The organism is Cupriavidus necator (assembly GCF_013141915.1).
GTDB classification, from domain to species: Bacteria; Pseudomonadota; Gammaproteobacteria; order Burkholderiales; family Burkholderiaceae; genus Cupriavidus; species Cupriavidus necator_B.
Genome location: NZ_SROX01000020.1, coordinates 99,682 through 121,634 on the forward strand (window position 1 = coordinate 99,682; position 21,953 = coordinate 121,634).

General features: G+C 67.5%; 20 protein-coding genes. 10 read left to right on the forward strand and 10 right to left on the reverse strand.

All coding sequences use genetic code 11. The features are described 5' to 3' along the window. Nucleotides 1-204: 204 nt before the first annotated feature. Nucleotides 205-1,092 carry an N-formylglutamate amidohydrolase gene (locus E5S69_RS27305; protein WP_171517580.1) on the reverse strand — a complete coding sequence of 296 codons (888 nt, stop codon included), beginning with the start codon at nucleotides 1,090-1,092 and terminating at the stop codon, nucleotides 205-207. A gap of 14 nt (nucleotides 1,093-1,106) precedes the next feature. Next, entirely contained in the window at nucleotides 1,107-2,093 is a 987-nt protein-coding gene (locus E5S69_RS27310) for a Bug family tripartite tricarboxylate transporter substrate binding protein (RefSeq protein WP_171517581.1), read from the reverse strand. Nucleotides 2,094-2,215: 122 nt separating this feature from the next. On the opposite strand from E5S69_RS27310, the gene E5S69_RS27315 reads away from it, so the two are divergent. Further along, complete coding sequence (locus E5S69_RS27315) at nucleotides 2,216-3,124, forward strand: LysR substrate-binding domain-containing protein (RefSeq protein WP_171517582.1); 909 nt, start codon at nucleotides 2,216-2,218, stop codon at nucleotides 3,122-3,124. Nucleotides 3,125-3,230: 106 nt separating this feature from the next. Here the strand turns inward: E5S69_RS27315 and E5S69_RS27320 are convergent, their stop codons facing one another. From E5S69_RS27320 to E5S69_RS27330, 3 genes are read right to left on the reverse strand one after another with little or no spacing between them, the layout of a single operon-like run. Next, nucleotides 3,231-4,406, reverse strand: coding sequence for a vWA domain-containing protein (locus E5S69_RS27320; protein ID WP_171517583.1), 1,176 nt, complete (start codon nucleotides 4,404-4,406; stop codon nucleotides 3,231-3,233). Between the two features lie 28 nt (nucleotides 4,407-4,434). After that, a complete protein-coding gene (locus E5S69_RS27325; RefSeq protein ID WP_171517584.1) occupies nucleotides 4,435-5,028 on the reverse strand; it encodes a GNAT family N-acetyltransferase in 594 nt (197 codons plus the stop codon). A gap of 14 nt (nucleotides 5,029-5,042) precedes the next feature. After that, nucleotides 5,043-5,930 carry an AAA family ATPase gene (locus E5S69_RS27330; protein ID WP_171517585.1) on the reverse strand — a complete coding sequence of 296 codons (888 nt, stop codon included), beginning with the start codon at nucleotides 5,928-5,930 and terminating at the stop codon, nucleotides 5,043-5,045. A gap of 542 nt (nucleotides 5,931-6,472) precedes the next feature. On the opposite strand from E5S69_RS27330, the gene E5S69_RS27335 reads away from it, so the two are divergent. Next, nucleotides 6,473-6,820, forward strand: coding sequence for a c-type cytochrome (locus E5S69_RS27335; RefSeq protein ID WP_171517586.1), 348 nt, complete (start codon nucleotides 6,473-6,475; stop codon nucleotides 6,818-6,820). Between the two features lie 10 nt (nucleotides 6,821-6,830). Then, nucleotides 6,831-7,229, forward strand: coding sequence for a c-type cytochrome (locus E5S69_RS27340; RefSeq protein WP_171517587.1), 399 nt, complete (start codon nucleotides 6,831-6,833; stop codon nucleotides 7,227-7,229). Between the two features lie 80 nt (nucleotides 7,230-7,309). Here E5S69_RS27340 and E5S69_RS27345 read toward each other — a convergent pair whose 3' ends face one another. Continuing rightward, nucleotides 7,310-8,314, reverse strand: a complete 1,005-nt coding sequence (locus tag E5S69_RS27345) for an FAD:protein FMN transferase (RefSeq protein ID WP_171517626.1) — start codon at nucleotides 8,312-8,314, stop codon at nucleotides 7,310-7,312. Between the two features lie 307 nt (nucleotides 8,315-8,621). Here E5S69_RS27345 and nosZ point away from each other — a divergent pair, with 307 nt between their 5' ends. From nosZ to E5S69_RS27375, 6 genes are read left to right on the forward strand one after another with little or no spacing between them, the layout of a single operon-like run. After that, nucleotides 8,622-10,565 (forward strand): TAT-dependent nitrous-oxide reductase, encoded by a 1,944-nt coding sequence (gene nosZ, locus E5S69_RS27350; protein ID WP_171517588.1) that lies wholly within the window; start codon nucleotides 8,622-8,624, stop codon nucleotides 10,563-10,565. 48 nt (nucleotides 10,566-10,613) lie between these two features. After that, nucleotides 10,614-13,223, forward strand: a complete 2,610-nt coding sequence (locus E5S69_RS27355; RefSeq protein ID WP_423766669.1) for a 4Fe-4S binding protein — start codon at nucleotides 10,614-10,616, stop codon at nucleotides 13,221-13,223. Then, on the forward strand, nucleotides 13,220-14,506 hold the full coding sequence (locus E5S69_RS27360; protein WP_171517589.1) for a nitrous oxide reductase family maturation protein NosD: 1,287 nt from the start codon (nucleotides 13,220-13,222) through the stop codon (nucleotides 14,504-14,506). Before E5S69_RS27355 ends, E5S69_RS27360 begins: the two co-directional genes overlap by 4 nt. Before the next feature lie 7 nt (nucleotides 14,507-14,513). After that, nucleotides 14,514-15,422: an ABC transporter ATP-binding protein gene (locus tag E5S69_RS27365; RefSeq protein ID WP_236901446.1), complete on the forward strand. Its 909-nt coding sequence runs from the start codon at nucleotides 14,514-14,516 to the stop codon at nucleotides 15,420-15,422. A gap of 2 nt (nucleotides 15,423-15,424) precedes the next feature. Further along, the gene (locus E5S69_RS27370; protein WP_171517591.1) at nucleotides 15,425-16,255 is read left to right on the forward strand and encodes an ABC transporter permease; all 831 of its coding nucleotides are present in this window, start codon (nucleotides 15,425-15,427) and stop codon (nucleotides 16,253-16,255) included. Continuing rightward, the gene (locus E5S69_RS27375) at nucleotides 16,255-16,800 is read left to right on the forward strand and encodes a nitrous oxide reductase accessory protein NosL (RefSeq protein WP_171517592.1); all 546 of its coding nucleotides are present in this window, start codon (nucleotides 16,255-16,257) and stop codon (nucleotides 16,798-16,800) included. Before E5S69_RS27370 ends, E5S69_RS27375 begins: the two co-directional genes overlap by 1 nt. 44 nt (nucleotides 16,801-16,844) lie before the next feature. On the opposite strand, the gene aroG is transcribed toward E5S69_RS27375, so the two are convergent. Beyond that, the gene (gene aroG, locus E5S69_RS27380; protein ID WP_171517593.1) at nucleotides 16,845-17,924 is read right to left on the reverse strand and encodes a 3-deoxy-7-phosphoheptulonate synthase AroG; all 1,080 of its coding nucleotides are present in this window, start codon (nucleotides 17,922-17,924) and stop codon (nucleotides 16,845-16,847) included. 166 nt (nucleotides 17,925-18,090) lie between these two features. Next, nucleotides 18,091-18,252: a hypothetical protein gene (locus E5S69_RS27385; protein WP_171517594.1), complete on the reverse strand. Its 162-nt coding sequence runs from the start codon at nucleotides 18,250-18,252 to the stop codon at nucleotides 18,091-18,093. 184 nt (nucleotides 18,253-18,436) lie between these two features. Between E5S69_RS27385 and E5S69_RS27390 the strand changes: the two genes are divergently transcribed. After that, the gene (locus E5S69_RS27390) at nucleotides 18,437-19,492 is read left to right on the forward strand and encodes a class I SAM-dependent methyltransferase (protein ID WP_171517595.1); all 1,056 of its coding nucleotides are present in this window, start codon (nucleotides 18,437-18,439) and stop codon (nucleotides 19,490-19,492) included. 64 nt (nucleotides 19,493-19,556) lie between these two features. Here the strand turns inward: E5S69_RS27390 and tldD are convergent, their stop codons facing one another. Continuing rightward, nucleotides 19,557-21,017, reverse strand: a complete 1,461-nt coding sequence (gene tldD, locus E5S69_RS27395) for a metalloprotease TldD (protein ID WP_171517596.1) — start codon at nucleotides 21,015-21,017, stop codon at nucleotides 19,557-19,559. Between the two features lie 96 nt (nucleotides 21,018-21,113). Beyond that, nucleotides 21,114-21,941 (reverse strand): carbon-nitrogen hydrolase family protein, encoded by an 828-nt coding sequence (locus E5S69_RS27400; RefSeq protein ID WP_171517597.1) that lies wholly within the window; start codon nucleotides 21,939-21,941, stop codon nucleotides 21,114-21,116. Between the last annotated feature and the right edge of the window lie 12 nt (nucleotides 21,942-21,953).

The window sequence follows — 21,953 nt, forward strand, 5'->3', positions numbered from 1 at the left end:
GCCGGCGCGACGGGCCGGCAGCCAGGATGGGTTCGCAAAGGATTGCCATGATAGAGGAAACCCATCTGCCAAAGTTCCTAAATCTTGTTACCCATTCTTCTAACGCTTCGCCAACCCACTACCGTCCGCGCGAAGTGATCCCGGCGCGGGTGGGAATGGTCCGACCCGCGTCCCGACGGCGACAACGCGCGCGGCCGCGCGGTGTCAGGCCACGCGCGACGGCATCGCGCGCGTAAAGCGCAGCAGTTCGTCGAGCAGGCTGTTCAGGTTGTGCCGCAGCTTGGCAAAGCCGGCGCTATGCGTCAGGCCGGCCTCGTCCATGTAGAGCTTGCGATTGACCTCCAGCTGCAGGCTGTGGCGGCCCGCTTGCGGCTGGCCTACCACGCGCACGATCTCGACGCCCTTGTACGGGTGGTTGCGCCAGACCTGGTAGCCCATCTCCTTGAGCACGCCCTCGACCCGGTCGGTGAAGCGCTTGTCGCAGGTGGTGCCATCGCGGTCGCCGACGACGAAGTCCGGATGCTCCAGGCCGGGGAATTCGGTCGCGAACGGGGCGGCGTGGCTGGGCATCGAATGGCAATTGATATGCCAGGCGCTGCCATGGCTGGCGACGGCGCGGTCGGCCAGCTTCTGCAGCTGCGCGTAGTAGGGCAGGTAGCAGCGCTCGATGCGGGCCTGCACCTCGGCCACGCTCAGCTTGCGGTCGTAGATGGCTTCGCCGGTGTCCAGCACGCGCCAGACCAGGCCCTTGCCCAGCCGGGTCTTGGAGGTTTCCTGCTTCGCGCCGGGCCACGGCGCGTCAAGCAGGGCTTCGTCGATTTCCTCGAGCGCGCGGTTGGCATCCAGGTAGCTGCGCGGAAAGCCCGCGCACAGGAGCGGGATGCCGCGTGCCGGGGCGCCGGCATAAAGCTCGTCGACGAAGGTGTCCTCGGCCTGGCGCAGCAGTGGCAGCGGCAGCGCGGGATCGGGGCGGAAGTCCGTCGGGTATGTGGTCGCGCTGTGCGGCGAGTCCAGGAACAGCGCCGCGGGCTCGCCCTCGGGCTGGTACAGGCAGAACGGACGGTCCGCGATGGTTCGGTCGGTGTCGGTCATGGTGTGCGATGCGTTCAGTCGAGCGAGATCTTGGCGGCGGCGGCGACGCGCTTGTTCTTGGCCACTTCGCTCTTGATCTGGGCGGCAAAGTGCGCCGGGGTGTCGCCTACCGGTGTGGCGCCCAGCTTTTCCAGCTTGGCCTTGACTTCCGGCAGCGCCAGCACCTTGACCGCGGCGGCATGCAGCTTGTTCTGGAGGTCTGCCGGCAGGTTGGCCGGGGCGATCAGGCCGAACCAGGCGGCGTCGTTGACTTCGCCCAGGCCGAGTTCGGCAAAGGTCGGCACATTGGGCAGCGCGGCGACCCGCTTGGGCGCCGCCACCGCGAGCGCGCGCAGCTTGCCGCCTTCGATGAACGGCAGCGACGACGGCAGGTTGTCGAACAGCACCTGCACCTGGCCGGCCAGCGCGTCGTTCAGCGCCGGACCCACGCCCTTGTACGGCACGTGCAGCAGTTCGGTCTTGCTGCTCATCTTGAACAGTTCCCCCATCATGTGCGAGACGCTGCCGTTGCCGGCCGAGCCATAGGCAAGCTTGTTCGGCTGCGATTGCGCCAGCGCGATGAAGGACTTCATGTCGGTGGCCTTGACCGCCGGGTTGATGCTCATCACGTTCGGCACCGAGGCCAGGTTGGTGATGGGAGTGAAGTCCTTGGTGGCATCGTAGGACAGGCGCGGGTAGACCGCCGGGTTGATGCCATGGGTCGACGCCGTGGCGATGCCCAGCGTGTAGCCGTCGGGCGCGGCCTTGGACAGGAAGGTGGTGCCGATGCTGCCGCCGGCGCCGCCGCGGTTGTCGACCACCACGGCCTGGCCCAGCTGCTGGCCGAGCTTGTCGGCGACGATGCGCGCGACGATGTCGGTGGTGCCGCCTGCCGGGAACGGCACGACCAGCGTGATCGGCTTGGTCGGGTAGCCGGACTGCGCGGCGGCGCCGAAGGAAATGCCGGTGGCGACGGTAGCCGCTGCGGCGGTCAGGACTCGGAGGAGATGGCGACGTTGCATGAGGGATCCAGGGCAAGGGAAGAATAAAGCGGGTTTCACGATTCTGCGCGACCGAGCAAGCGCGCCGCAAACGAAATAAAATCCCTACCTCATTCCATTTGGTAGTGAATTAGAGGTGATTTATGCGGCGCCTATGTCCGTCGCTGACCGAGTTGCACGCCTTCGAGGCCGCCGCGCGCCATAACAGCTTTACCGTAGCTGCCCGCGAGCTGCATGTCACGCAAGGCGCGGTCAGCAAGCAGGTGCGCAGCCTGGAGGCCTATCTCGGGGTCGAACTGTTCCAGCGGGTGCGTCAGCGCCTGGTGCTGACCACCGCCGGCGAGCGCTACCTGGAGCGCATCGCCCCCAGCCTGAACGAGTTGGAGGCCGCCACGGTGGAGCTGATGGCGGGGCAGGGGCGGGGCGGGGTGCTGCATATCGCCAGCATGCCCACGCTGGGCGCCAAGTGGCTGATCCCGCGCCTGCCGCAGTTCTTCGCGCGCCATCCGGAGGTGACGCTGGAGTTTGTGCCGCACGCCCAGGGCTACGATTTTTCCGAGCCAGACCTGGACGCCGCGATCCGCTTCGGCGATGGCGTCTGGCCCGGCAGCCTGGCCGATTACATGACCGGCCGCGAGGTCTTGCCGGTATGCCGGCCGGGCCTGCTGGCGCCCGAGCCTGACGGCGTGGCGCCGACGCCGGCGGCGTTGCTGCGCTATCCGCTGCTGCACCACACCACCGTGCCCGAGGCCTGGCCCGACTGGTTCGCCACGCTGGGCCTGCCGACGCGCGACGCCTGGAGCGGCGCGCGCTTCGACCAGTTTTCACTGCTGACGCAGGCGGCGCTGTCGGGGCTCGGCATTGCGCTGATTCCGCGCTGCCTGATCGAAGAAGAGCTGGCCACCGGCGCGCTGGTGGTGGCGCATCCCGCGCAGGTGCTGGCAAAGAAGGGCTATTACCTGTGCTACCCGGAGCAGAAGCAGCACCTGCCGGCGCTCAGGACGTTCCGGACGTGGGTGATGGAGGGGGCCGACCTGGCGCGGCCAGGGTGAGGCGGAGGTTCCAGCATTCGCCGGTTTGCTCCCCTCTCCCGATAGCGGGCGAGGGGGGCGTCGTTCGCGCGACGTTGGCTGCGGCGCGCGTTTCGCGTTTCAGGCCTTACTTCGACAGCACCTTCATCGCCTGCTCCAGCCCTGCCAGCGTGACCGGGTACATGCGGCCCTTCATCAGCTGGTTGATCACCGTGATCGACTGCCGGTACTGCCACAGCCCTTCGGGTTCGGGGTTGAGCCAGACGAAGTGCGGAAACTGCTCGGTCATCCGGTTCAGCCAGACCGCGCCAGCCTCGGCGTTGTTGTACTCGACCGAACCGCCCGGCTGCAAGATCTCGTACGGGCTCATGGTGGCGTCGCCGACGAAGATGATCTTGTAGTCGGGCGTGTACTTGTGCAGCAGGTCCCACGTGGCCAGCTTCTCGGCGTGGCGGCGGCGGTTGTTCTTCCACACATAGTCGTACAGGCAGTTGTGGAAGTAGTAGTACTCCAGGTGCTTGAACTCGGTCTTGGTGGCCGAGAACAGTTCCTCGACGCGCTTGATGTGGTCGTCCATCGAGCCGCCCACGTCCATCAGCATCAGCACCTTGACCTTGTTATGGCGCTCCGGCCGCAGCTTGATGTCGAGCAGGCCGGCATTGGCCGCGGTGGCATGGATGGTGTCGTCCAGGTCCAGCTCGGTGTCGGCGCCTTCGCGGGCGAAGCGGCGCAGCCGGCGCAGCGCGACCTTGATATTGCGCGTGCCCAGCTCGACCTGGTCGTCATAGTCCTTGTAGGCGCGCGCCTCCCACACCTTGATCGCGGTGCGGTTGCCCTTGGACGGGCCGCCGATGCGGATGCCCTCGGGGTTGTAGCCGCCGTGGCCGAACGGTGAGGTGCCGCCGGTGCCAATCCACTTGTTGCCGCCTTCGTGCTTTTCCTTCTGTTCCTCGAGCAGTTGCTTGAGGCGCTCCATCAGCTTGTCGAGGCCGCCCATGGCCTCGATCTTGGCCTTTTCCTCGGGCGACAGCTCGCGCTCCAGCGTCTTCTGCAGCCAGTCGAGCGGAATGTCGGACTTCCAGTCGACCAGGCTCTCGACCCCCTTGAAGTAGGCGGCGAAGGTCTGGTCGAACTTGTCGAAGTGCTTCTCGTCCTTCACCAGCGTCATCCGCGACAGGTAGTAGAACTCGTCGATGGAGGGCGTGATGACCTGCGCCTTGAGTGCTTCCAGCATGGTCAGGTATTCCTTGACCGAGACCGGCAGCTTGGCGTGGCGCAGCGAGAAGAAGAAATCGATCAGCATGGTGCCTCGCTTTCAGTCGGCGGGCGCGTCAGCGCGGCCGCTCGAGCTGGAATTGCAGGTGTTGCCGCACCGCCGGCCATTCGCTGGCGATGATCGAAAACACCACGGTGTCGCGCAGCGAGCCATCCGGCATGCGCATATGGTTGCGCAGCACGCCGTCCTGCCTGGCGCCCAGGCGGGCGATCGCGGCGCGGCTCTGCTGGTTCATCCAGTGCGTGCGGAATTCCACGGCGATGCAGTCGAGATGGTCGAAGGCATGGCCCAGCAGCATCAGCTTGCACTCGGTGTTCAGCGGCGTGCGCTGGACCCGCCGCGCATACCAGGTCGAGCCGATCTCCACGCGCCGGTTGGCCGCGTCGATGTTCATGTAGGTGGTCATGCCGGCCAGCTCGCCCGCGGCATCACGCACCGCGAACGGCAGCATCGCGCCCTGCTGCTGCAGGCCCAGGCGCCGCGCGATCTCGGCCTCCATGCGCTCGGGCGCCGGCACGCTGGTGTACCAGAGCTTCCACAGTTCGCCGTCGGCGCAGGCAGTGCGCAGGCCGTCGGCGTGCTCGGCGCGCAGCGGTTCCAGCGTGGCATGCCGGCCCACCAGCGTGACGGGTTTGACGAACGCGGTCATGGCGGTGCTGCCCGTCAGCGGTTGGCGCGGTTCATGAACACCAGGCGCTCGAACAGGTGCACGTCCTGCTCGTTCTTCAGCAGCGCGCCGTGCAGCGGCGGGATCGCGGCCTTCTTGTCCGGGCTCTTCAGCGCCTCGGGCGGGATGTCCTCGGCCATCAGCAGCTTGAGCCAGTCGATCAACTCCGACGTGGACGGCTTTTTCTTCAGGCCCGGCAGGTTGCGCATCTCGTAGAACGATTCCAGCGCGGCGGCGACCAGCTCGCGCTTGATGCCGGGATAGTGCACGTCGACGATCTGCTGCATCGTCTCGGCATCGGGGAACTTGATGTAGTGGAAAAAGCAGCGGCGCAGGAAGGCGTCGGGCAGTTCCTTCTCGTTGTTCGAGGTGATGATCACCAGCGGGCGATGCTTCGCCTTGACCAGTTCGCGGGTCTCGTAGACATAGAACTCCATGCGGTCGAGTTCGCGCAGCAGGTCGTTGGGGAATTCGATGTCGGCCTTGTCGATCTCGTCGATCAGCAGCACCACCTGTTCATCGGCCTCGAAAGCCTGCCACAGCACGCCCTTGACGATGTAGTTGCGGATGTCGTGGACGCGGTCGTCGCCCAGCTGCGAGTCGCGCAGGCGCGACACCGCGTCGTACTCGTACAGGCCCTGCTGCGCCTTGGTGGTCGACTTGATATGCCATTGCTGCAGCGGCATGCCCAGCGCGGCGGCGACTTCCTCGGCCAGCATGGTCTTGCCGGTGCCGGGCTCGCCCTTGATCAGCAGCGGGCGCTGCAGCGTGCGCGCGGCATTGACGGCCAGCTTGAGGTCGTCGGTGGCAACGTACTGGTCGCTGCCTTCGAAGCGGACCGGCTGGGAGGAGGCGTGGGCGGAAGCGTTGGCGGTGTTTGACATGAGGCAACCTGAGGTGGCGGCCGCTCGCAGGCGAGGGCCGGGTTGGCGTGCTTGGCGCGGTCTCTTCGCGCTGTGACGCGCGCTTTCGTTATGGAACCAGGGGCCGGTGCAGGGCGCTCGCGTGCGGCTCGCGGCAGCGTCCGCGAACGGTCGTGCAGTTTCCCGGGATGGGCCAGTATAAAAGACCTTTGCGGTTCGTGTTGGGGCGGGCAGACGGCGTTCCGCCGTCCCCGGACGCTGGCTGGACTGGCAGGTGCCGGCTGCGGTACAATGCGGCGGTTTGACGCGCCCCCACGTCCAGTTCTCCAGCATCCGGCAGTCCGCGTTCAGAAGTCCCAGCGGCCCTTCCGGGTCGCGGCGATTGCGCGAGGTGGTTCCAGAATGGTGTTCCACACCCCGGCAAACCAACCGGATGCGACATCTCTGGCGGGTTGCACCTCGGCCAACCGACTGGCTGCCCGGGTGGCTCCGCAGAAGCATTCTGAAACCGTCTCCGCCCGGCAGGGCAGGTCACACGGTTTAACTTCCAATCCGCAAAGACAATGAAAAAGCTCCTCACGATGGTGGTGCTGGGCGCGGCTGCAACGGCCGTGCAGGCACAGGAAGTCAAGGGCAATGGAGACGCTGCCAAGGACAAGGTTGCAATGTGCATCGGATGCCACGGCATTCCGGGCTACCGTGCGTCCTTCCCCGAGATCTATGAAGTGCCGATGCTGGGCGGCCAGAGCGCCAAGTACATCGAGAATGCGCTGAAGGCCTACCAGAAGGGCGAGCGCAAGCACCCGACCATGCGCAGCATCGCCGCGACGCTGACCGAGCAGGACATCGCCAACGTGGCGGCCTACTACTCGCAGCAGAAGACCGGTACGCAGAACAATGCCCTCAAGTAAGAGAACCCACATGAAGACGCTCAAGACGCTTTCGTTCGCGCTCGGCGCACTCGTGCTGGGTGCTGCCGCCATGCCGGCCTCGGCCGCCGACCTTGCCCACGGCAAGACCCTGGTGGAAAAGGGCAACTGCGTGGCCTGCCATGGCGCCGGCATGAACAAGCCGATCTCGCCCGACTACCCCAAGCTGGCCGGCCAGCATGCCGACTACCTGTATCACGCGCTGATGTCCTACCAGGTGTCGGGCAATGCGCTGGTGGGCCGCTCCAACGCGATCATGGCCGGCCAGGTCAACGCCAACCCGGCGGTCACCGACAAGGCCGGCAAGCCGCGTCCGTTCACGCGCAAGGAGCTGAAGGACATGGCCGCCTACATCGAGTCGCTGCCGGGCGACCTGGTGCTGAAGAAATAACCGCAACGGCCGGCGCTGGCCGCCTGCACGCAAGAAAGCCGCTTCGCTGGAAGCGGTTTTTTTTCGCCCGCGGCGCGCATTCAGGCTTGCCGCAGCCTGTGTGCCATGCCAGGTGACATCCAGCGGCCGCCATCGCCAACCACCAGCCCGTCGACGCCAGCGAGCCCGCTTGTCAGCCGTTTCCAGCCGGGCTGGCCGGCCACCATCAGCGCGGCGCCCAGCCCGTTGACCGCCGCCGCGCCCGGCGCCACCAGCGTCACGCCGCGGGGGCCGGCCGTCGGCAGGCCGGTAGCGGGATCCAGCACATGGTGATAGCGCCGGCCCCCGGCGACAAAGCAGCGCTCGTAGTCGCCTGATGATGCCACCACGGCATCGGCTACCTGCAGCACGCCAAGCAGCCGTGCCGGCGCCAGCGGGTCGCGCACGCCAATGCGCCAGTCGCGCCCTTGCAGCTGGCCCATAGCCAGCACGTCCCCGCCGCCGTTGACCATCGCGTTGGCCAGGCCGTGGCGCCGCAGCACCTGCATGCCCGCTTCCAGGATCGGCAGCTTGGCAATGCCGCCCAGGTCCAGGCGCATGCCCGGGCGGGCCAGCATGACCTCGCCGCGCCGGGCGTCGAGCACGACCTGCCGGTAGTCCACCAGCGGGCGTGCGCGCGCCAGTTCGGCGGCGTCGGGCACGCGGCTGCCATCCGCGCCGAAGCGCCAGCCGGCGAAGGCCCCGACCGTGATATCGAAAGCGCCACGGCACCGTGCGGAAACTGCCGCGGCGGCCTGCAGCACCGCCATCAGTTCGGGGGCTACGCGCACCGGGTGGCGGCCCGCCGCACGCTGCAGTGCGCTGACCTGGCTGTCGGGGCGATAGCGGCTCATCAATTGCTCCAGCCGCGCCATCTCGGCAAAGGCCGCGGCGATGGCCGCCTGAACCGCGCCGTGGCTGCCGTGCTGCACGACGATGTCCACGCGCGTACCCAGCAAACGGCGCGATGCATGCGTGACGGTGGCATCGGCCAGCGCCGGCCGCACGAACATCCCGGTGGCGAGCAGCGGCAAGCCCGCGGCGCCGCCAACCATGGCGCGGCGCATGTGGTCGAGGCGGGCGATGGAAGTGGTGGAGGACTGTGTGAGCAGCAGGGTCTTGAAGCGCATGACGAGGGTGGTATCGATCGCGATAGCGGCAACGGGCGCCGCCGTGCCGCCATTCTGTTCGCGGCGCCGGAGAAAAACATGCATCAGTAATGAATATTTAAGAGAACCATGACGATCATCAAGCCCGATCGCGTCAACTGCTTCGACCATCTGTAGCCGGCAGCAGCAAGCCAACACAAGACAAAGCAAGCAGCCAGCCGGCGGAGCGGACTCCGCCCTTTGCATGACGGTTCGAGGATCGAAGATGACCAGGCATTCGCAGCATCCACTGCCACCCCACGATGCACCAGCCGCGCCGGGACGGCGGCGCTTTATCAATACCGCGGCGCTGGCCGGCCTTGCCGGGGTGGCGGCCTGTACCGACAAGGGCGGCGCGCCGGTGGCGGCCACGCCGGCCAGCGGCGCCGGCGCCCACACCGCCCATGCGGGCAACACCGCCGCCCCCACCGTGCACCTCAAGCCAGGCGAGTTGGATACCTATTACGGCCTGTGGAGCGGCGGCCATGCCGGCGACATGCGCGTGCTGGGCTTGCCCTCCGGGCGCGAACTGCACCGGATTCCGTGCTTCGGGCCGGACGCCCTGACGGGGTGGGGCATCACCAATGAATCGAAACGCGTAATGGGCACCCGCCCCGACGGCAGCCTGCAATACACCGTGGGCGATACCCACCACGTGCATGCCTCGTACAAGGACGGGAACTACGACGGCCGCTATGCCTGGATCAACGACAAGATCAATGCGCGGCTGGCGCGCATCCGGCTTGACTACTTCATCTGCGACAAGATCACCGAGCTGCCCAATGTGCAGGGCTTCCACGGCATCTTTCCGGACAAGCGCGACCCCGTCGACGCCACCATCAACTACACAACGCGCGTATTCTGCGGTGCCGAGTTCGGCGTGCCGCTGCCCAATGCGCCGACCGAGGACGGCCGCAAGTACCGCTCGCTGTTCACCTGCGTCGACGCCGAATCGATGGCAGTGCGCTGGCAGGTGCTGATCGACGGCAACTGCGACCTGGTGGCGAGCTCGTTTGACGGCAAGCTGGCCGCGACCAACCAGTACAACGTTGAAATGGGCGTGCGCTTCGAGGACATGATGTCGGCCGAGCGCGATGCCTGCCTGTTCTTCAACATCGCCCGCATCGAGGCGGCCGTCAAGGCCGGCAAGTTCAAGACCATCGGCGACTCGAAGGTGCCAGTGGTCGACGGCACGCGTGCCGCCAACCAGGATCCCCGCACGGCACTGACCGCGTATGTATCGGTGCCCAAGAACCCCCACGGCGTCAATGCCAGCCCGGACCAGAAGTACTTCATCTGCGCCGGCAAGCTGTCGCCCACGGCCACGGTGATCGAACTGGCCAGGGTGCTCGACTGGTTCGACGGCAAGCTCGCCAGGCTGGACGACGCCATCGCCGCCGAGGTCGAGCTGGGCCTGGGGCCGCTGCATACCGCCTTCGACGGCCGCGGCAATGCCTACACCACGCTGTTCCTCGACAGCCAGGTGGTCAAGTGGAACATCGACGCCGCGATCCGCTTCCACCGTGGCGACAAGAGTGCCAAGTACGTGGTGGACCGGCTTGACGTGCAATACCAGCCCGGCCACCTCAATGCCTCGCAATCCGAGACCGTGGCCGCCGACGGCAAGTTCCTGGCGGTGGGCTGCAAGTTCTCCAAGGACCGCTTCCTGCCGGTGGGTCCGCTGCACGCCGAGAACGAGCAGCTAATCGACATCTCCGGCGACAAGATGGTGTTGCTGGCGGACCATCCGGTGCACAGCGAACCGCACGACTTCATCATCTTCCGGCGCGAGCTGCTGCGCCCGAAGCAGGTCTACGCGCTCGACGACTTTCCGCTGGCGGTCAAGGATGCGCAGCAATCCGGCGTGTTCCGCAACGGCCGCAAGGTGACGGTGAAGCTGACCTCGCAGGCGCCGGTGTTCAGCCTGCGCGAGATCAAGCTGAAGCGCGGCGACGAGGTCACGCTGATCCTGACCAACCTGGACAAGATCGAAGACCTGACGCATGGCTTCGCCATCCCGAAGTACAACATCAACTTCATCGTCAATCCGCAGGAGACCGCGTCGGTGACCTTCATCGCCGACAAGCCCGGCGTGTTCTGGTGCTACTGCACCCACTTCTGCCATGCGCTGCACCTCGAGATGCGCAGCCGCATGATCGTCGAGGCCTGAGACGGGTTTGCGGAGCGTTGCGCGCGGCGCTCCGCCCGCTGATTTTCCATGATGCACGCAATCTTCAAAGGACTCGTGGCAGTCCTGGCCGCGTGGCTGCTGCCGCTCGGCCCGGTCTCGCCAGCGCATGCGGGCGCCTACGAGGCCGAACTGCCGCCGCAACTGGCCACCGCGGCCGATCTGTGCGCGCTGGTGCCGTGCGCGCAGGTGCTGCCCGGCGCCACGCATTTTTCGGCGCGCATGGGCCAGCCGCCCTATGTCGAGGGCTATCGTACGGGCCCGGGCGGCACGCGCGAGCTGCTTGGCTACGTCATGCTGTCCACCGATATCACCGATACGCCGGCGTATTCGGGCAAGCCGGTGGTGACCCTGATCGGCATGGATACGCAGGGCCGCTATGCCGGCGTCAAGGTGCTGAAGCATTCGGAGCCAATCCTGTTGCTGGGCATCCCGGAATCGGCACTGCTGGATTTCAACCGGCAGTACGTCGGCAAGTCGGTCGCCGACAAGATTGAAGTGGGGCAGTCGCGCCCCGACCAAGGCGTGGTCGGGGTCGATGCCATTTCCGGGGCCACGGTGACGGTGATCGCGCAGAACCAGGTGCTGACCGCGTCTGGCGCGGCGGTGGCGCGGCAGGTCGGCATCCTGGCGCCGACGCGGCGCGCGCCGGCACAGTTCGTGGCAAGCGGCGCCCACTACGGCTGGCCCCAGCTGGTGACGATGGGCGCGGTGCAGCGCCTGCTGGTGCAGCCGGCGCAGGTTGGCCTGCCGGGCGGCAACGGACCGTTCATCGAGTTGTGGTTCGGCAACCTCGACCATCCCGATATCGGGCGCAGCGTGCTGGGCGATGCCGGCTGGCAGGGGCTGCGCGCGCAGCTGCGGCCGGGTGAGCACGCCATCTTCGTGATCCGCACCGCGGGCACCGAGTCGTTCAAGGGCTCGGGCTTCGTGCGTGGCGGCATCTATGACCGGGTACAGGTGCGCCAGGGCGCCGACGCCTTCACCTTCCGCGACCTCGACTACCTGAACCTGTATGGCGTGGCCGCGCAGGGCGCGCCCGCAGCAACCGAGTCGGCGATCTTCGTGATCCGCTCGCCGGCCTTTTCCGCGGCGTATCCGTGGCAGTTGTCGTTCCTTGGCAACCGGGTCGACCGCGCCACCGGCACGCGCAGCTTTGCCAGCTTCGACGCGCCGTACTGGCTGCCAGGGGCGCTGCTGCAAGGCGGCCGCCCCCACATCGACGTACCCGAGGCGCCGTGGCGCGAGGTCTGGCGCCGCCAGGCCGGCACCATCGCGCTGTTCGTGGCGCTGCTGGGGGCGGTCACGCTGGTCTACGCGCTGCGCGACCGCCTGACGCGGCGCGCCACCCACAAGCAGAAGTGGCCGGTGAACGCGTTCAAGTACACAGCCTGGGCCATCAGCATCGTATTCGTGGGGTTTGGCGCCATGGCGCAGCCTTCGGTCACGCAGGTGCTGACCTGGTTCCATGCGTTGCTGCTGCGCTGGGACTGGGCCTTGTTCCTGAGCGATCCTTTTATCTTCTGCTTCTGGATCTTCATTATTGCCACGGTGCTGCTGTTCGGACGCGGACTGTTCTGCGGCTGGCTGTGCCCGTTTGGCTCGCTGTCCGAGGCGATCTTCAAGCTGGGCCGTTTCCTGGGGCTGAAACGATGGCAGCGGCAGTTTCCGCGGCGTTGGCACGACCGGCTCAAGTGGGTCAAGTACGGCGTGTTCTTCGCGCTGCTGGCGGTCTCGGTGTTCTCGATGGGGCTGGCCGAGCGGCTGGCGGAGATCGAGCCGTTCAAGACCACCTTCCTGGTCGGCATCCCGAACCGCGCGTGGCCGTACGGGCTGTTCGCGTGCGCGCTGCTGGGGCTGTCGCTGTTCATCGAGCGGCCTTACTGCAAGTACCTGTGCCCGCTCGGCGCGGCCCTGGCAATGCCGAGCACGTTCCGCTGGTTTGGCCTGCGGCGCAAGCCTGACTGCAACCGTTGCAAGGCGTGCGCGGCGGGCTGCGGTGCGCAGGCGATCGATGCCGATGGCCGCATCGACCAGCGCGAATGCCTGCATTGCCTCGACTGCATGGTGCTCTATACCGATACGCGCGGCTGCCCGCCGCTGGCACGCGAACGCAAGCGGCGCGAGCGCGATGGGTTGCCGCTGACGCCGGTGGCAGGCAACGGGTATTTCATTGCGTTGGTGCCGGTGCCGGCCGATGCGGCGCAGCCGCCTGGCGCCGATCCGCGCATGCCGACCGACCGCGTTACGCCGCCTTACGCGGCCACGGCCGGCGCCGCGCGCTGGGGCGCTGAGCTGTGGGATCACTTGTGGCCATGGAGCGGGCCGGGCTGGCGCTCAGCCGCCGCGTTGCAGCTGGCGGGGGTGGCGGTGGCACTGGCGGCAACCGTGGCGTGGGCGCTGGCGGCCAGCGGGCACCTTCGCGCCGGCGCGGTGATCGGCTGGTGGCTGGGCTGGAGCCTCTACGAGGTGGTGATCCGCCTGTCGGCAAAACGCTATGTCAAGGATGGCCCATGGTGGCGCGGCCGCCATCGACGCGCCACCGTGATGGACATGCTCAGCTATGTCGGCTTCAAGAACCTGCTGGTGGGTGCCGTGCTGTTGCTGGCGCTGAAGGCGATGGGGAGGCTGCTCGCATGAAGCTGCTGCCTGGTATCGCGCTGCTATGGCTTGCCTGCGGCTCGGCGTTTGCGCAGGCCGCGACCTGGCGTGTGCAGCCCGGCCAGTCGCTGCAGGCGGCGATCGAGGCCGCGGGGGCGGGCGACACCATCGAGATTGCGCGCGGCCACTACACCGGCAACTTTACCGTCGGCAAGCCGCTGGTCCTGCGCGGTATCGCGCGGCCCACGCTGAGCGGCGCACTGCGCGGCGATACGCTGCGCATCGCCGCGCCCGACGTGGTGGTCGAGGGACTGATCGTGCGCGACTCCGGCGACAGCCTGAAGGACCAGAACGCCGGCATCACCATCCAGCCCGGCGCGCACCGTGCCGTGGTGCGCCACTGCGAGCTGACCTATAACCTGTTCGGCCTGTGGATCGAAAAGGCCGACGAGGTCCGCATCGAGGCCAACACCATCACCGGCAAGCGCGACTACAACTCGGCGCAGCGCGGCAACGGCGTGCAACTCTACAACACGCGCGGCGCGCGCATTCTCGACAACCACATCAGCTTCGTGCGCGACGCGCTCTATGTCGACGTCTCGCACCACGCGGTGTTTCGCGGCAACCGGCTGCACCATAGCCGCTATGGCACCCATTACATGAATTCGTACCACAACCTGTGGGAAGGCAACGACAGCTACCGCAACCGCGGCGGACTGGCACTGATGGAAGTGCGCGACCAGGTCGTTCGCAACAACCGCACCTGGGCCAACGCCGATCACGGCATCATGCTGCGCACGCTGCAGGACTCGGTGGTGGAGGGCAACGTGGTGGCCGATAACGCGCGCGGCTTCTTTATCTACGATGTCGAATATGCGCAGTTGCGCAACAACCTTGTGCTGGGCAACGCCATCGGCGTGCACCTGTCGGCGGGATCGACCCGCAACGTGGTGCAGGGCAACGACTTTATCGGCAACCGCGAGCCGGTGCGCTATGTCGGCGCGCGCGACGAGCCCTGGGGCGGACGCAACCCGGCCGAAAGGCAGCACGGCAACTACTGGGGAAACTATCTGGGCTGGGATCGCGATGCCGACGGCGTGGGCGATATCCCGTACCGCGCCAATGACCTGGTCGACCGGCTCAGCTGGCGCTATCCGGGCGTGACGCTGCTGCTGGGCAGCCCCGCGCTGCAGGCGCTGCGGCTGGCCGGGCGCCAGTTTCCCGTGATCCGGGTGCCGGGCGTGGTCGACCAATATCCGCGCATGCGTCCGGCCCGCGCCAACTGGAGGCAATGGCATGCGCCGGCCGAGGCCAGCCATTGATCCGGCCATGGCCACCATCGTGCTGTCCGGCGTCAGCAAGCACTTCGGCGCGCTGCGCGCCGTCGACGATGTCAGCCTGAGCGTCGGGCAGGGCGAGCTGCTTGGGCTGATCGGCCATAACGGCGCGGGCAAGAGCACGCTGTTCCGGATGATGCTGGGCCTGTTGCCGCCGACGCGGGGCACGCTGGCCGTCGCCGGCGCCGCCGTGGGCACGCGCGCGTTCCGTGCCGCACGCCGCGGCATCGGCTACCTGCCCGAGCACCTGGTGCTGTACGACAACCTGAGCGGGCTCGAGACCTTGCACTTCTTTGCGCGGCTCAAGGGCGTGCCGGCGCAAGCGTGCATGCCGATGCTGGCACAGGTGGGCCTGTCCGACGCCGCCGCGCGTCCGGTGCGCGAGTACTCGAAAGGCATGCGGCAACGGCTGGGGTTTGCGCAGGCGCTGCTGGGCGCGCCGCGCGTGCTGTTCCTGGACGAGCCGACCAATGGCCTTGACCCCGCCGCGATCCGCGACTTCTACGCCATGCTCAACGCGCTGCGCGCGAGCGGGGTGACCATCGTCATCACCTCGCACATCCTGGCCGAGCTGCAGCAGCGCATCGACCGCTTTGCCATCCTGTCCGCGGGGCGGCTGCAGGCCGCCGGCACCCTGGCGGCGCTGCGCGCCCGGGCCGGCCTGCCGCTGACGCTGGTGCTGCGGGTCGAGGCGGGCGCTCGCGACGAGGCCTTGCGCAGGCTGCGCGCGCTGCCTGGGCTGGAGATCGACAGCGCGCCGGGCAGTGCATTGGCCGTGCGCTGTCCGCCCGCCGCCAAGATGGCGGTGCTGGCCGCCGTGCAGCCGCTCACCGGCCGGCTGCTGGACCTGCAGATCCGCGAGCCGTCGCTCGAGGACCTGTTTCTCGGGATGAGGGGATAAGCATGGGCGCGTGGTTCGACGCCAGGCAGGTGGCCGCACTGGCCGGCAAGGAGTTTCGCGACCGCCTGCGCAACCGCTGGGTGCTGGCGGTGGCCGCGGTGTTCACGGCGCTGTCGCTGGCGATCGGTTACTTCGGCGGCGCGGAGCAGGGCGTGCTGGGCCCGCGCTCGCTGGAGCTTGTCATCACCAGCCTCGCCAGCCTGGTGATCTACCTGGTGCCGATGATCGCGCTACTGCTGGGCTTCGACGCCGTGGTGGGCGAGCGCGAGCGCGGCTCGCTGGACCTGCTGCTGTCGCTGCCGCTGACGCGCGCCGAGCTGCTGCTGGGCAAGTACCTCGGGCTGGCCGCCGCGCTGGTGCTGGCCACGGCCGGCGGCTTTGCGCTGATGGCGCTGCTGCTGGCGCGCCAGTTCGGCTGGGCCGGGCTGTATCACTACCTCGGCTTCGTCGCCAGTGCCGTGCTGCTCGGGCTGGCATTCCTGAGCCTGGCGCTGTGGCTGTCGGTGCTGAGCCGCGACCGCGCGCAGGCGTCGGGACTGGCGATCGGGCTGTGGTTCTTCTTCGTGCTGGTGTTCGATCTGCTGCTGCTAGGCATGCTGGTCGCCGGCAGCGGCGACCAGCACGCCGCCACCGACTGGATCGCGTGGCTGCTGTTGCTCAATCCCGCCGACCTGTTCCGCATCGTCAATGCCTTTTCATTGGACCAGCTGCGTAGCGCCGGAGGCGTTGCCAGCATCGTGCCGCCCGCGCTGGCCAGCCCGTGGCCGACCGGTGCGGCACTGCTGGCGTGGATCGCCGCGCCGCTGGGCCTTGCTGCCAGGAGTTTCCGCTGATGTGTACCCCGCTCTGTACCCCGTTCTCATGGCAGCGCCGCCGCCTGTTGCTGACCCTTGCCGGCAGCGCTGTACTCGTGGCCGGCTGCGGCCGCAAAGCGGATGCCGCCGCGCAGCCGGAAGCGTTCGACGCCACCACCGCCTGCTCGCTCGATGGCATGCTGCTGGCCGATTACGCCGGGCCCAAGGCGCAGATCTTCTATGCGGGCGAGGCACGCCCGCACTGGTTCTGCGATACGGTGGAGTTGTTCCACGCGCTGCTGCGACCAGAGCAGCTGCGGCCGGTGCGCGCGGCCTTCGTGCAGGACATGGCCCGCGCCGACTGGGAGCGGCCGCGCGGCCACTGGTTCGACGCCACCACCGGCATCTATGTGGCCGGCAGCCGGCGCCACGGCTCGATGGGGCCGACGCTGGCCAGCTTCAGGGCGCAGCCCGATGCGGCTGCGTTTGCCGCCCGCCATGGCGGGAAACTGCTGCGCTACGTGGAGGTGACGCCGGAACTGGCGGACCTCAGCGGCGGCGCCATGCATGACAGCCGGATGTAGCCCCGCTGTCATGCCGGCGGGGCTGAGCGCCCGCCGTGGTGGCTTCAGTTGCCGCTGCCCGACACCAGCCGGCGCTGGCGCACCGACTCGGCCAGCCCTTCGAGCACCTTGACCGAGTCGTCCCAGCCGATGCACGCATCGGTCACGGACTGGCCATAGGTCAGGTCCTCGACCGGCTGGCCCTGGGCGTGATCCTGCCGGCCCGCGACCAGGTGCGATTCGACCATCACGCCGATGATGCGCTGGTCGCCACCGGCAATCTGGCGGCCGATATCGGCGCACACCGGGATCTGGTTTTCATGCTTCTTGCTGCTGTTGGCGTGCGAGGCGTCGATCATCAGGCGCGAGGCCAGGCCGGCCTTGGCGATGGCGTCGCACGCTTCCTGCACGCTGGCCGCGTCGTAGTTGGGCGCCTTGCCGCCGCGCAGGATCACGTGGCAGTCCTCGTTGCCCGAGGTCGATACGATTGCCGAGTGCCCCCCCTTGGTCACCGACAGGAAGTGGTGCGGCTGCGATGCGGCCTTGATCGCGTCGACCGCGATCTTGACGTTGCCGTCGGTGCCGTTCTTGAAGCCCACCGGGCACGACAGTCCCGAGGCCAGCTCACGGTGCACCTGCGACTCGGTGGTGCGCGCGCCGATCGCACCCCAGCTGACCAGGTCGGCGAGGTACTGCGGGCTGATCATGTCGAGGTACTCGGTGCCGGTGGGGACGCCCATCTCGCTGATGTTCAGCAGCAGCTCGCGGGCGGTGCGCAGGCCGTCGTTGATCTTGAAGCTGCCGTCCATGTGCGGGTCGTTGATCAGCCCCTTCCAGCCCACCGTGGTGCGCGGCTTCTCGAAGTACACCCGCATCACCACCTCAAGCTCGCCGGCGAAGCGCTCGCGCTGTACCTTGAGCAGCTTGGCGTATTCGAGCGCGGCGCGGGTATCGTGGATTGAGCACGGGCCGATGATGACAATCAGGCGGTCATCCATGCCATGCAGGATGCGGTGCATCGCCTGGCGCGCGCCGTAGATCACGTCCGAAGCCTGTTCGGAGCAGCCGAACTCGCGGATCAGGTGCGCGGGCGGCAGCAGCTCCTTGAGTTCGCGGATGCGCAGGTCGTCGGTGTTCTTCAGCATGATGGCTCCAGGATTCTTGTGAGGTCGTGAGTGTGTGGGGAAAACAAACGGGTATAAAAAAACCGCCAGGGTCGCTGGCGGTCTTTTTTGTATTCGGGGCGCTGCTTACAGCCATCCCTCCCTATCCGCCAGCGGTGTGAGATCGCTAAAAAAGTAAAAATAAAACTTAGCGGACATGGCGGAAAAAGGCGTTGGCTTGGGTCAGCTTGGAACGATTTTCTTCGCGGGCGCTGGATTTATGCTGCACTGCGTGGCAGAAAGGCAGGAAATTGCGCGCCGCTTCGAGAATTTTCGTTGCGTATCGGCCTCTGGCCGGGCGACGAAGCATCTTTATAGCGCCTTTTCCCGTCGTTGGCAAGTGTCGGGACTGCCATGCCGTGCGCTGGCACACCAAGTCCGCTGGCTTTTCTGCGCTGCCTCGGCGGCCGTGTGCCACCGCTGCTTTCGGCCTTTCCCGGGCATAGGCGGGGGCTATATTGAAAGCGGGGAGCCGTGGCACGGGGAGGTGCATCATGAGCGTCGATGAGGCGAGGCTGAATGCCTTTATGGAAAAATTCGTCGGCGATATCGGCGCGGTGATGCATGCCGCGACCGTGGTCGTCGGCGATGAACTCGGCCTGTACAAGGCCCTGGCGGAAAAACCGATGACCGTCGCCATGCTGGCGGCCAAGACCCATACCGATGAGCGCTACCTGCGCGAATGGCTGTCGGCGCAGGCCGCCAGCGGCTACGTCGACTACGACGCGAGCTCGGGCCAGTTCAGCCTGAACGAAGAGCAGGCCTATGCGCTGGCGCAGGAAGGCAGTCCGGCCTTTATCCCGGGCGCGTTCCAGATAGCCGTGGCGCAGTTCCGCGCGATTCCGAAGATGATCGACATCTTCCGCAATGGCCGCGGGCTGGGCTGGCACGAGCACGATCCCGCGCTGTTCCATGGCACTGAGCGCTTCTTCCGGCCCGGCTATGCGGCGCACCTGGTGTCGGAATGGATCCCGGCGCTGGACGGCATGGCGGCGCGGCTAAAGGCGGGGGCCATGGTGGCCGACGTGGGCTGCGGCCATGGCGCGTCGACCATCATCATGGCGCAGGCGTTTCCAGGGTCGCGCTTTGTCGGCTTCGACTACCACGAGCCGTCGGTGCGCCATGCCGCCGAGGCCGCGCGCCGCGCCGGCGTGGCCGAGCGCGTGCGATTCGAGGTGGCCAGCGCGAAGGACTATGGCGGCAAGGACTATGACCTGGTGGCGGTGTTCGATTGCCTGCACGACATGGGCGACCCGGTCGGAGCGGCACGCCACGTGCGCGAGACGCTGCGCGCCGACGGCGCTTGGATGATCGTCGAGCCCTTTGCCAACGATGCGCTGGAGCAGAACCTGAACCCGGTCGGCCGGGTGTTCTATTCCGCGTCCACCTTCATCTGCACGCCGGCGTCGCGCTCGCAGGAAGTCGGCCTGTGCCTGGGCGCGCAGGCAGGCGAGGCACGCATGCGCGGGGTGGCCGAACAGGCCGGGTTCCACAGCTTCCGCCGCGCCGCGCAGACGCCATTCAACCTGGTGTATGAAGTGCGGCCGTAAGGCACAGACCATCCAATGAAAAACGGGATCCCGCGGGATCCCGTCTTCGTTATCGCGAGGCCGCTCAGGCAGTCCCGCCCACCGTCATGTTTTCAATGCGCAGCGTCGGCTGCCCCACGCCCACCGGCACGCTCTGGCCTTCCTTGCCGCACACGCCGACGCCCGAGTCGAGGCGCATATCGTTGCCGATCATGGTCACGTCCTTGAGCGATTCCGGGCCGTTGCCGACCAGCGTCGCGCCCTTGACCGGATAGCTGATCTTGCCATCCTCGATCATGTAGGCCTCACTGGCCGAGAACACGAACCTGCCGTTGGTGATGTCTACCTGGCCGCCGCCAAAATTGACCGCATACAGGCCGCGCTTGACGCTGGCGATGATCTCCTGCGGGTCCTTGTCGCCGTTGAGCATGTAGGTGTTGGTCATGCGCGGCATCGGCAGCGCGGCATAGCTTTCGCGCCGCGCGTTGCCGGTGACCGGCATCTTCATCAGGCGCGCGTTGAGCGTGTCCTGGATATAGCCGCGCAGGATGCCATCCTCGATCAGCGTGGTGCACTGCGTCGGGTTGCCTTCATCGTCCAGGTTGAGCGAGCCGCGGCGGTTGGCCAGCGTGCCGTCGTCGACCACGGTGACGCCCTTTGCCGCGACGCGTTCGCCCATGCGGCCGGCAAACGCCGACGAGCCCTTGCGGTTGAAGTCGCCTTCCAGCCCGTGGCCGACCGCCTCGTGCAGCAGCACGCCAGGCCAGCCCGGGCCCAGCACCACGGTCATCGCGCCGGCCGGGGCCGGGCGCGCATCCAGGTTGACCAGCGCCGACGACACGGCTTCATCGACGTATTGCTGCAGCAGGTCGTCGGTGAAATAGCCGTAGGCATAGCGGCCGCCACCGCCGGACGAGCCGATCTCGCGGCGCCCGCCCTGTTCGGCGATCACCGTGACCGAGACCCGCACCAGCGGGCGCACGTCGGCGGCGATCACGCCGTCGCTGCGCGCCACCAGCACCACGTCGTACTCGCCGGCCAGGCCTGCCATGACTTGGACCACGCGCGGGTCCTTGGCGCGCGCCATGCGTTCGATGCGCTCCAGCAGCGCCACCTTCTCGGCCGCGCTCATCGAATCGAGCGGGTCGTTGGGCGCATACAGGTTGCGCCCCGCGTGCGTGGCCAGCTCGCCGGCCACCTTGACCCGGCCGCTGCCGGCACGGCCGATGGTACGCGTGGCCGCGGCCGCCTGCGACAGCGCCGCCAGGCTGATGTCATCCGAATAGGCAAAGGCGGTGCGGTCGCCGGAGACCGCGCGCACGCCCACGCCCTGGTCGATGCTGAAGCTGCCTGACTTGACGATGCCTTCTTCGAGGCTCCAGGCCTCGTTGCGGGTGTACTGGAAATACAGGTCGGCGTAGTCGACCTTGTGCGTGAAGATATCGGCCAGCACGCGCTGGAGCCTGGCTTCGTCCAGGCCGTACGGCGCCAGCAGCAGTTGCTGCGCGGTGGCCAGGTTGCGGATTCCGAGATCGCCGGCGTTCATGAGAGGTCCTTTCTTCCTTGGGACGCGCCGGGGGGCCGGCGCGCCAAACTATCCTGTGGGCGAGGGCTGCCATGAGCCCCCGCGCTTGCGTACATGCTACAGCACCCGGTGCCGCAGTGCCGGCAGGTTCTGCCGGACTTCCTCGAGCCGCGCCGGGTCGATCACGCCGCCGACCACGCCTTCGCCCTCCGGCAGCATCGCCAGCACTTCGCCCCACGGGTCCACCAGCATCGAATGGCCCCAGGTGCGCCGGCCGTTCTCGTGCTTGCCGCCCTGCGCCGCCGCCAGCACATAGCACTGGTTCTCGATGGCGCGGGCGCGCAGCAGGATTTCCCAGTGGGCCTGCCCGGTGGTGTAGGTGAAGGCGGCCGGCATCAGGATCAGGCTGGTGCCGCCATCGGCGGCAAGGCCGCGGTACAGCTCGGGAAAGCGCAGGTCGTAGCACACCGACATCGCCACGCGGCCGCATGGCGCATCGAAGCTGACGGGGGTGCGCCCGGCCAGGATGGTGCGCGACTCGTCGTAGCTTTCGGTGCCGCGGGTGAAGCCGAACAGGTGGATCTTGTCGTAGCGCGCCACGCGCTCGCCGCGCGGGTTGAAGGCGAGCGAGGTGTTGTACACGCGCTGCGGGTCGTCGCACCACATCGGCAGCGTGCCGCCGACCAGCCAGATGCCATGGCGGCGCGCCGCGTCGGCCAGGAACTGCTGCACCGGGCCGTCGCCATCGTGCTCGCGCACGGCAACCTTGTCGGATTCGGCGCGGCCCATCATGCAGAAGTACTCGGGCAGCAGCACCAGTTCGGCACCGCCGGCGGCGGCCTCGGCAATGCGCGCTTCGGCGCGTGCCAGGTTGGCGTCGAGCGAGGTGCCGGTCACGGTCTGGACCGCGGCAACGCGGAACGGGGCAGGGCTGGCTGGGGTCATGGGGGCGGCATC